This is a genomic window from Glycomyces sp. NPDC050141 (assembly GCF_055586545.1).
Window position 1 is genome coordinate 101,741 of sequence record NZ_JBVJHZ010000015.1, and the last position, 10,673, is coordinate 112,413.

9 protein-coding genes are annotated in these 10,673 nt (G+C 70.3%); all 9 read left to right on the forward strand.

What is annotated here, in order from left to right:
* Positions 1-2: 2 nt before the first annotated feature.
* Entirely contained in the window at positions 3-965 is a 963-nt protein-coding gene (locus tag ACZ60M_RS11705; protein ID WP_465417208.1) for an ABC transporter permease, read from the forward strand.
* Positions 962-1,960 (forward strand): ABC transporter permease, encoded by a 999-nt coding sequence (locus ACZ60M_RS11710; protein ID WP_465417210.1) that lies wholly within the window; start codon positions 962-964, stop codon positions 1,958-1,960. Before ACZ60M_RS11705 ends, ACZ60M_RS11710 begins: the two co-directional genes overlap by 4 nt.
* On the forward strand, positions 1,957-2,790 hold the full coding sequence (locus ACZ60M_RS11715) for an ABC transporter ATP-binding protein (protein WP_465417211.1): 834 nt from the start codon (positions 1,957-1,959) through the stop codon (positions 2,788-2,790). The genes ACZ60M_RS11710 and ACZ60M_RS11715 overlap by 4 nt, the downstream gene beginning before the upstream one ends.
* On the forward strand, positions 2,787-3,647 hold the full coding sequence (locus ACZ60M_RS11720; protein WP_465417213.1) for an ATP-binding cassette domain-containing protein: 861 nt from the start codon (positions 2,787-2,789) through the stop codon (positions 3,645-3,647). The genes ACZ60M_RS11715 and ACZ60M_RS11720 overlap by 4 nt, the downstream gene beginning before the upstream one ends.
* Positions 3,644-4,924 carry an alpha/beta fold hydrolase gene (locus ACZ60M_RS11725; protein WP_465417214.1) on the forward strand — a complete coding sequence of 427 codons (1,281 nt, stop codon included), beginning with the start codon at positions 3,644-3,646 and terminating at the stop codon, positions 4,922-4,924. Before ACZ60M_RS11720 ends, ACZ60M_RS11725 begins: the two co-directional genes overlap by 4 nt.
* Positions 4,921-6,351, forward strand: coding sequence for an aminopeptidase P family protein (locus ACZ60M_RS11730; RefSeq protein WP_465417215.1), 1,431 nt, complete (start codon positions 4,921-4,923; stop codon positions 6,349-6,351). Before ACZ60M_RS11725 ends, ACZ60M_RS11730 begins: the two co-directional genes overlap by 4 nt.
* Positions 6,348-8,702: a glycoside hydrolase family 127 protein gene (locus ACZ60M_RS11735; protein WP_465417217.1), complete on the forward strand. Its 2,355-nt coding sequence runs from the start codon at positions 6,348-6,350 to the stop codon at positions 8,700-8,702. Before ACZ60M_RS11730 ends, ACZ60M_RS11735 begins: the two co-directional genes overlap by 4 nt.
* On the forward strand, positions 8,699-9,376 hold the full coding sequence (locus ACZ60M_RS11740; protein ID WP_465417219.1) for a GntR family transcriptional regulator: 678 nt from the start codon (positions 8,699-8,701) through the stop codon (positions 9,374-9,376). The genes ACZ60M_RS11735 and ACZ60M_RS11740 overlap by 4 nt, the downstream gene beginning before the upstream one ends.
* Positions 9,377-9,448: 72 nt before the next feature.
* On the forward strand, positions 9,449-10,534 hold the full coding sequence (locus tag ACZ60M_RS11745) for a cellulose binding domain-containing protein (protein WP_465417221.1): 1,086 nt from the start codon (positions 9,449-9,451) through the stop codon (positions 10,532-10,534).
* Positions 10,535-10,673: the final 139 nt, after the last annotated feature.

The window sequence follows — 10,673 nt, forward strand, 5'->3', positions numbered from 1 at the left end:
CGATGTCCTTCGCTCCGAGCGAACTCGAAGCCGAAGGCGCGGCGGGCGGTGAAGCGCTGCAGGGCAGCGCGGCGCCGCCCGCCTCCGGGCGGAACATCGCCCGCGCCTTCCTCCGCGACAAGGCGGCCGTCGCCTGCGCCGTCTACATCCTGCTGATCATCCTGATGGCGGTCGCCGCGCCGCTGCTGGTGAAGATCAGCGGGTACGGCCCGCTCGAATTCGACCAGGCCGCCGTCGACCCGAACCTGGGCGGCATCCCGCTCGGGACCGCGGGCGGCATGGGCGCCGACCACTGGTTCGGCGTCGAGCCGGGGAACGGGCGCGACATCTTCGCCCGGATCGTCTACGGCGCCAGGGTCTCCATGCTCATCGCGATCTCTGCGACGCTCTTGACCACTTTCCTCGGCGTGGTCTTCGGGCTCATCGCCGGTTACTTCGGCGGCCGCGTCGACATGGTGGTCTCGCGCGTCATGGAGTTCCTGATGGCCTTCCCGGCGCTCATCTTCATGATCGCCGTGCTCTCGGCCCTGCCCGCCGAGAACCGCCAGTTCCTGCTGGTCCTGGTGATCTCGTTCTTCGGCTGGCCGTACCTGGCGCGCATCGTGCGCGGGCAGACCATGTCGCTCAAGGAAAGGGAGTTCGTGGAGGCCGCGAAGGCCTCCGGTGCGACCAGCGCGCAGATCATCTTCAAGGAGATCCTGCCGAACCTCGCCTCCACCATCATCGTCATGACCACGCTCGCCGTGCCCGGCTATGTGGGCACCGAGGCCGGCCTGTCGTTCCTCGGCGTCGGCGTCGTCCCGCCGACCCCGTCGTGGGGCCAGATGATCGCCAGTTCCGTGCCCTGGTACGCGGTCGACCCGGCGTACTTCCTCATCCCGGGGGCCTTCCTGTTCCTGCTCGTGCTCTCGTTCACGGTGCTGGGCGACCGCATCCGCAAACTCCTCGGGGAGGGGGCCGCATGATCCGCTTCGTCGCCAACCGCGTGCTCGGCATGGTCGTCGTGCTGTTCCTGGTGTGCCTGTTCACCTTCGTCATCTTCTTCGTGCTTTCGCCCGACCCGGCGGTGCAGATCTGCGGCAAGAACTGCACGCCCGAGGCGATCGACCAGATCCGCGCGAACATCGGCATCGACCAGCCGTTCTGGACCCAGTTCTGGACGTTCCTGACCGCGCTCTTCGCGGGCCGCACGTACGGGACGGGACCGAACGCGATCGACTGCGCCGCACCGTGCCTGGGCTACTCGTTCCAGTCGAGCCAGGCCGTGACGGACATGATCGTGCAGCGCCTGCCCGTCTCCGCCACCGTCGCCGTCGGGGCCGCCGTGCTCTGGCTCCTCGCGGGCGTCGCCGGAGGCCTGCTCAGCGCCGTGAAGGAAGGCAAGTTCGCCGACCGCTTCATCGCGGGCCTGACGCTCACCGGCATGTCGATCCCCAACTACGTGCTGGCGCTCTCGCTCCAGTTCCTCCTCGTCGTGACGCTCGGCTGGCTGCCGTTCCCGCACGCCGTCGCGTTCACCGAGGACCCGCTCCAGTGGTTCCAGAACTTCCTGATGCCCTGGATCGTGCTCGCCATCGGCATGGCGGCCGTCTACACCAGACTCACGCGCGCGAACGTCATCGAGACGCTGCAGGAGAACTACGTGCGCACCGCCCGCGCCAAGGGGCTCAGCCCCGGACTCATATGGCGGCGGCACGCCCTGCGCCCGGCGCTCACGCCGATCGTCACGATCTTCGGCATGGACTTCGCCGGGCTCCTCGGCGGCGCCCTCATCACCGAGACCGTGTTCGGGCTCAACGGCATCGGCAAGATGGCCGCCGACTCGATCACCAAGAACGACCAGCCGGTCATCATGGGCGTCACGCTGCTCGCGGCCTTCCTGGTCGTCGTCGGCAACATGGTCGTCGACCTGCTCTACACCGCCATCGACCCGCGAGTGCGAGTAGGGAGCTCCGCATGACCACTTCAGACACCCTGCTGCGCGTCCGCGGCCTCACCGTCGGCTTCGGTCCGAACGACGTCGTCAAGAACCTCGACTTCGACCTCGCCAGAGGCGGCGCGCTCGGCATCGTCGGCGAGTCCGGCTCCGGCAAGTCCATGACCAGCCTCGCCATCCTGGGGCTGCTCCCCAAGGGCGCCAAGCGCACCGGCTCCATCGAGTTCGACGGCACCGAACTGACGATGCTGGCCGAGCGCGCGATGCGCTCCGTCCGCGGCGACCGGATCGCGATGATCTTCCAGGACCCGCTGTCCTCGCTCAACCCGTACTACACCGTGGGGACGCAGATCAGCGAGGCCTACCGCTCGCACCGCTCCGGCGTGACCCGCCGCCAGGCCCGCACCGTCGCGATCGAGGCGATGGAGCGCGTCCACATCAGCGACGCCGCGAAACGCGTCGACCACTACCCGCACCAGTTCTCCGGCGGCATGCGCCAGCGCGTCATGATCGCGATGACGCTCAGCATGGACCCCGAACTCATCATCGCCGACGAGCCCACCACTGCCCTCGACGTGACCGTGCAGGCCCAGATCCTCGACCTCCTGGCCGAGATCCGCGCCGACACCGGCGCCGGGCTCATCCTCATCACCCACGACCTCGCCGTCGTCAGCGAGGTCACCGACCACATCGTCGTCATGCGCGACGGCGACCTCGTCGAGCAGGGCCCGGCCGAGCGGATCTTCACCGACCCGCAGGCCCCCTACACCCGGATGCTGCTCGACGCGGTGCCCCGCATCGACGACGAGATCGGGCTGCTCCGCACCATGCCGCACACCGAGGAGGCCCGATGACCGGCGAACCCCTGCTGCGCGCCCGGAACCTGGTCAAGGAGTTCACCGTCTCCGGCGGCGGCCTCCTGGGCCGCGCCGCGAAGTTCCGCGCCGTCGACGACGTCTCGCTCGAGGTGCGCAAAGGCGAGACCCTGGCGCTCGTCGGCGAATCCGGCTCAGGAAAATCCACCACCGCGCGCCTCATCGCGAGGCTCATCGACACCACGAGCGGGACGATCGAGTTCGACGGCCGCGAGGTCCACACGCTCGCCGGGAAGTCCCTGCACGCCTTCCGCAGTGAAGTGCAGATGGTCTTCCAGGACCCGTACTCGTCGCTGAACCCCAAGCACACCGTGGAGCGGATCGTCACCGCGCCGCTCGCCTACCAGCGCCGCCCGATCCCCGGGGGCGCGCGCGTCTTCACCGGCGCGCTGCTCGAACGCGTCGGCCTCGACCCCGACCACGCGACCCGCTTCCCCGCCCAGTTCTCGGGCGGGCAGGCCCAGCGGATCGGCATCGCCCGCGCGCTGGCGGTCTCGCCCAAGCTGATCATCGCCGACGAGGCGGTCTCGGCCCTCGACGTCTCGGTGCAGGCGCAGGTCATCAACCTGCTGCGCCGCCTCCAGGACGAGGAGGGGTTCAGCTACCTGTTCATCGCGCACGACCTCGCGGTGGTGCGGCAGATCGCGACGCGCGTGGCGGTGATGAACGGCGGCCGTATCGTCGAGTCCGGCGACCGCGACGCCGTGTTCGACACGCCGCAGGACGCCTACACCCGCAAGCTCCTCGCGGCCGTGCCGCGCATCCGGCCAGAATGGGACGCCGCACGGAGGCGGAACGAAGCGGCCCGCCGCGAACGAGAGGATGCCGCACTATGAGCGAGTACCAGCTGCCGGGGATCTGGGTGCGCGAGCAGTACGTCCCAGTCCCGCTCGACTGGTGGCGCCCCGAGTCGGGCGCGATCGAGGTCTTCGTGCGCGAGCTCGTCGACCCCGACAGGCGCGGCGACGACCTCCCGCTCCTCACCTACCTCCAGGGCGGCCCCGGCGGGTCGAACCCCCGCCCGCTCGAACCGGGCGGCTGGATCAAGGAGGCGCTGCAGGACTACCGGATCGTCCTCGTCGACCAGCGCGGCACCGGCCGCAGCACCCCGCTCGACGCCCAGATCCTCTCCGAAATGGACGCCGAGTCTGGTGCGGACTACCTGGCGCACTTCAGGGCCGACTCGATCGTCCGCGACCTCGAACACGTCCGCACTGCCGTCTACAACGGACGGAAATGGGCCACCCTCGCGCAGAGCTACGGCGGCTGGCTCACCCTCGCCTACCTCTCGCACGCGCCCGAGGCCCTCGCCGCCGCGTACGTGTGCGGCGGCATCCCCGGCAACCCGATGAGCGCCGACGAGGTCTACCGCCGCACCTTCGACCGCGTCGCCGCCAAGACCGCCGAGTACTACCGCCGCTACCCGCACGACGTCGACCAGGTCGCGAGGATCGCCGACCGCCTTGCGGCAGATCCCGTCCTGCTCCCGGACGGCGACGTGCTCACCGTGCGCCGCTTCCAGTCCCTCGGCATCGACTTCGGCATGAAACCCGGCTTCGAACGCATGCACTGGCTCGTCGAAGACGCCTTCATCAGGGGCGACCGCCTCTCCGAAGGCTTCCTCGCAGGCGTCCTCGCCCGCACCTCCTCCGCCGGGAACCCGCTCTTCTGGACCCTCCAGGAGTCCATCTACGGCGACGGCCCCAACGGCCCCACCGCCTGGGCCGCCCAGCGCGAACGCGATCGCCGCCCTGAGTTCGACGAGGGCCGCAGGCCCCTCCCGTTCACCGGCGAGATGGCCTTCCCGTGGATGTTCGAGGAGGTCCGGCTCCTCAAGGGCTTCGCACCCGCCGTCCACGCCCTCGCCGCCCGCGAGGAGTGGAGCCCGGTCCTGGACCCCGAACGCCTCGCCGCCAACACCGTCCCGGTCGCGGCGGCCGTCTACTTCGACGACATGTTCGTCGACTCCGGACTGCAACTCGACACCCTGCGCGGCCTCGGCAACGCCCAGGCCTGGGTCACCAACGAATACGAACACGACGGCATCGGCGCCGAGCGGGTCTTCGCCCGCCTGCGCGAACTGGTGCGCGACCGAGGAGGAGAACAGCGATGACCGAAGCAAGGCCGCCCCACGCGGGCACCCGCAGCCCCAGGATCGCCGAGATCAAGGCGTTCACCGACTTCATCGCCACCGGCTGGGACACCACCCCCGTCCCCGCGAACCCCGTCGCGGGCGCCGCCGAGGCCGCCGCCGACCACCGGCGCCGCCTCAGCGAACGCCTCCCCGGCGAGTCCATAGCGGTCCACTCCGGCACCGCGCCGACCCGCAACGACGACAACGAGTACGCCTTCCGGCCCGACAGCGACTTCGTGTGGCTCACCGGATGCCAGGCCGAGGACGCCGTCCTCGTCATGACCCCGCGCCCCGGCGGCCACGACGCCCGCCTCTATCTCCCGCCGCCCTTCCGCCCCGGCGAGAACGGGTTCTTCCGCGACATGAACCACGGCGAGCTCTGGGTCGGCGCCTCACCCGGCCTGGAGGCCTGGGCCGAAGCCCTCCAGGTCGACGTCCAGCCCCTCAACACCCTCGCCGACCTGGACGTCAAGGGCGCGTTGACGATCCAGACCGCCGACCCGGCCTTCACCACCGAACACGGCCTCGAACCTTCCAAAGACCTCGACCGGCACCTCTCCGTCCTCCGCATGGTCAAGGACGCGTGGGAGATCGGCCAGATGCGCCTCGCCGTCGACACCACCGTCACCGGCTTCGCCGCCGTCGCCCGCGAGATCCCGCGCGCCGTCAGCGAAGGCCTCGGCGAGCGCTGGCTCCAAGGCACCTTCGACCGCCACGCCCGCACCCACGGCAACGGGGTCGGCTACACCACCATCGTCGGCTCCGGCCGCAACGCCCCCATCCTCCACTGGACCCGCTGCGACGGACCCGTCCTCCCCGACGCCACCCTGCTCCTCGACATGGGCGTCGAGGCCAAGAGCCTCTACACCGCCGACGTCACCCGCACCCTCCCCGCCAGCGGCACCTTCAGCGACCAGCAGCGCGAAGTCCACGACCTCGTAGAGCAGGCCCACCGCGCCGGCATGGCCCAGATCCGCCCCGGCGTCGAATACCTCGACTTCCACTACGCCGCAATGGAGGTCATCGCCCAGGGCCTCCACGACTGGGGCCTCCTCCAGGTCTCCGTCGACGAAGCGCTCTCCCCGCAGGGCCAGCAGTTCCGCCGCTACCTCGCGTGCGGCATCGGCCACCACCTCGGCCTCGACGTCCACGACTGCGGCCACGCCGAATACGAGGAGTACGCGGGAGCGCCCCTCGAACCCGGCGTCGTCATGACCGTCGAACCCGGCCTCTACTTCCACGCCAACGACCTCACGGTCCCGCCCGAACTGCGCGGCATCGGCGTGCGCCTCGAAGACGACCTCCTCGTCACCGCCGACGGCGCCGAAGTCCTCTCCGGCGCCCTCCCCATCGACGCCGCGGGCGTCGAAGCCTGGACGCAGGCCCGCCTGCAGGAAACCCCATGACCGCACCCGCCCTGCGGCCCTTCCCGCTCGGCGCGGTCCGCATCGGCGACGCGAGCGTCTTCGCCCGCGCCCGCGACGAGATGCTGCACCTCGCCCGCGTCTACCCCGTCGACCGCCTCCTCGCCGTCTTCCGCCGCAACGCCGGACTCGACACGCGCGGCGCCGAACCCCCCGGCAACTGGGAGGACTTCGGCCACCCGGACGAAGAGGCCTGGGGCGAGGCCGACTACCCCGGCCGCGAGCACGCCCCCACCGCGAACCTCCTGCGCGGCCACTACGCCGGGCACTTCCTCTCCATGCTCGCCCTCGCGGCCGCAGGCGAACGCGACCCGGTCCTGAAAGCCAAAGTGGACGGCTTCGTCATGGGCCTGGGCGAAGTCCAGGCCGCGCTGGCCTCCACGGGCCGTTACTCCCACCCGGGTTTCCTTGCGGCCTACGGCGAATGGCAGTTCTCCCGCCTGGAGGAGTACGCACCCTACGGCGAGATCTGGGCGCCCTACTACACCTGCCACAAGCTCATGGCCGGGCTGCTGGACGCCCACGAGCACACCGGCAACAAGCAGGCGCTCCCCATCGCCATCGCGATGGGCCACTGGGTCCACCAGCGCCTGGTGCGCCTCGAACCCGAACGCCGCCAGCGCATGTGGTCGCTGTACATCGCGGGGGAGTTCGGCGGCATGAACGAGACCATGGCCCGCCTCGCGGCAGTGGCCCGCGTGCCGCTGTTCCTGGAGACCGCCGCGTTCTTCGACCAGGAGAACGTCCTCGAAGCGGGCGCCTCGGGCACCGACATCCTCACGGACATGCACGCCAACCAGCACCTGCCGCAGCTCATCGGCTACGTCGATGAATATGAGCAGACCGGTGAGGCCCGCTACCTCGAAGCGGCGCAAGGTATCTGGGCGCAGATCGTGCCCGGCCGCATGTACGCGCACGGCGGCACCGGCGAGAGCGAGCTGTGGGGCCCGCCGGGCACCGTGGCCGGGGACACGGGCCACCGCAACGCCGAGACCTGCGCGGCCTACAACCTGCTGAAACTCGCCCGCAGGCTCTTCGCGCACACTCTCGATCCGGCCTATATGGACTACTATGAGCGCACGGTCCTCAACCACGTCCTCGGCTCGCGCCGCGCGGTCAGGTCCGACACCAGCCCCGAAGTCACGTACATGTTCCCGGTGCACGCGGGCGCGTTCCGCGAGTACGGCAACACCGGCACCTGCTGCGGCGGCACCGGCCTGGAGAACCACGTCAAGTACCAGGACACGGTCTACTTCCACGGTCCCGACGGCCTCTACGTGAACCTGCCGTTCGACTCCGATCTCGACTGGGCCGAGGCCGGGCTCAGCGTCCGATTGCGCTCCGGCTACCCGCTGGGGGAGGGCCTCACGCTCCTCTTCGAGGGCGCCTCGACCGAGCCGCGCACGATCCACCTCCGCGTCCCCTCATGGGCCGCAGGCGATCGCGAACTGCGCCTCAACGGCAGAGCCGTCAGCGCGGACCTCGTCCCGGGGGAGTACGCGAGCGTCACCCGCGCCTGGAAATCCGGCGACGTCCTCCACCTCACCACCCCGGTGCGGCTCCGCGCCGAACCGGCGGTCGACGACTCGCGCCAGCGCGCGCTCTTCCTCGGCCCGACCCTCCTCCTCGCCCGCTCGGAGCTGACAACGGCGCTCCCGTTCGACCCAGAGTCGATCAACGACACGGCCGGACTGCTCGCCGACCTCGCCGCGAACGGCACCGTGGTCCTCGACGGCACCGAGTTCGAGCCGTGCTGGTCGGGCCTGGACACGAAGTACCACATGTACGTCCGCACCCGCGAACCCGAGATCGCCCTCAGCGCCGCCACGCCCGTCGCGATCGAGATCCTGGGCGAACCGGCCCCGTCCGGCTGGTACACGACCGCGCCAAAGGTCCGCCTCCGCACGCTCGAAGACGCGGCCGTGCACCTCGAACTCCGCATCGGCGCAGGCGACTGGCAGCCCTACACCGCGCCCGTCACCATCGAAACCGAAGGGGTGCAGTACATCGAGGCCCGGGCCCACGGCAGCGACGGCACCTTCGCGACCACCGGCCGCGAACTCAGCATCGACACGGCCCCGCCGGTCTCCCGCGCCACTGTGAAGGAACTCGGGTCGAGCTGGGAGATCACCCTCCACGCGGACGACGGGGTCTCGGGCGTCGAACGGATTCAGTGGGAGGGCCCGGGCACGTTCTGGGGCACCTTCCAAGAGGCGTTCGTGCGCGCGATCGGCCCCGAACCGCAGGTCATCGAGTACGCCGCGACCGACCGCGCGGGCAACGAGGAACCGCGCAGGCGCCTCGTGATCCCCGGGAAGGACGGCCCGCGATGAGGGACCGCCGCCTCGAACCCGGCGAGAGCCTGCGCGTGCGCGTGGGCCGGATGCTCTCGCTCGCGATCATCTCCGGCGAACTCGCGCCCGGCACGCTGCTCACCGTCCCGCGAACGGCCGAGCGGTTCGCGGTCTCGGCGACCCCGGTCCGGGAGGCGATGCTCGACCTGGAGAAGCGCGGCTTCGTGGAGACGGTGCGCAACAAGGGCTTCCGCGTCACCGCAGTGAGCGACGAGCTCCTCCAGGACCTCGTCGAGATCCGGCTGCTCCTCGAACCGCCAGCGATGGCCCGCCTCGCCGGGGCCTTCCCGGCCGACCGCCTCGCGGACTTCCGGGCCCAGGCTGACGCGATCGTCGAAGGTGCCCGCACCGGGGACCTGCCCGCCTACCTCCTCGCCGACCAGCGGTTCCACCTCGAACTCACCGCGCTGCTCGGCAACGACGTCCTCGTGGAGACCATCGCGGACCTCCGCGAGCGCACCCGCCTCGTCGGTCTCGTCTCGATGGTCGAGTCCAGCCGCCTCCACACCTCCGCCGACGAGCACCACCGCCTCCTCGACCACCTCGCCGCAGGGGACGCCGACGCCGCCGAAACCCTGATGCGCCAGCACATCCGCCACGCCATCGGCTGGTGGGCGGGCCGGGCCGAAGAGCCGAGGCCGCGCGCCGACTAGATCCATATACTTGACTACGTAAATAAAATATCGCTACGCTCATCGGGAGCGCTCCCGAAAGGACGTTGCGATATGCGAAGCACTCGAAACAGGCGGCTGGCCCTCACCACCGCCGCGGTCGCGGCCCTCAGCGCGGGAGCGCTGACGATCGCGACCGCCAACCAAGCCCAAGCCGAAGACGGCTGCGAAGTCCAGTACAACGTGGTCAGCAGCTGGGGCAGCGGCTTCCAGGCCAATGTCTCCATCACCGCCGCCGAGCCCGTCAACGGCTGGGACCTCACCTGGGACTTCCCGGCAGGAACCCAGGTCACCAGCGCATGGAACGTCGGCTGGACCCAGTCCGGCACCGCCTTCACCGGCGCCGACGTCGGCTGGAACGCCGCCGTCGCCTCCGGCCAGACCCGCGAGGTCTTCGGCTTCATCGGCTCCGGCAGCACCGCCGCCCCGCAGAACATCAGGATCAACGGCGACCTCTGCGACGGCCAGGTCGACCCCACCAACCCGCCCACCAGCCCCACCGCGACCCCCACCCAGGAACCGCCCGGCGAGGCCGTCAAGATCATGCCCCTCGGCGACTCCATCACCGGCAGCCCCGGCTGCTGGCGCGGCAACCTCTGGGACCTCCTCGACCAGGCCGGCCACGAAGTCGACTTCGTCGGCTCCCTCTCCCAGGCCTGCAACCCGACCGGCTCGGACCCCGACCACGAAGGCCACGGCGGCTTCCAGGTCACCCAGTCCGTCGCCAACGGCAACGTCCGCTCCTGGCTGGAGCTGAACACCCCGGACGTGCTCATGATGCACTTCGCGACCAACGACGTCTGGTCCTCGATCCCGCCGGCCCAGATCCTCGCGGCCTACACCCAGATCGTCGCCGACCTGCGCGAACTCAACCCCGATGCGGTCATCCTCGTCGCCCAGATCATCCCGCTCGAACCCGCGGACTGCGACGCCTGTCCGCAGCGCGCGATCGACTTCAACGCCGCCATCCCCGCCTGGGCCGCCGGGCAGACCACCACCGCCTCGCCGGTGATCGTGGTCGACCAGTGGACCGGCTTCGACACCACCGTCGACACCTACGACGGGGTCCACCCCGACGAGGACGGCTACGTCAAACTCGCCGCCAACTGGTTCGAAGCCCTCGACCCCATCCTTTCCTGACCAGTCCCGGGGGGGGGGGGGAGGGGGGGGGGGGGGGGGCAGTCCCTTTGGTGCGACCCCTCCCCCTTCTCCTCGGGGGAGGCTAGCCCCAGACTTCCGCTAGGGTCCTTTTCTCCCTAAGGGGGGGGGGAGGGAAGAA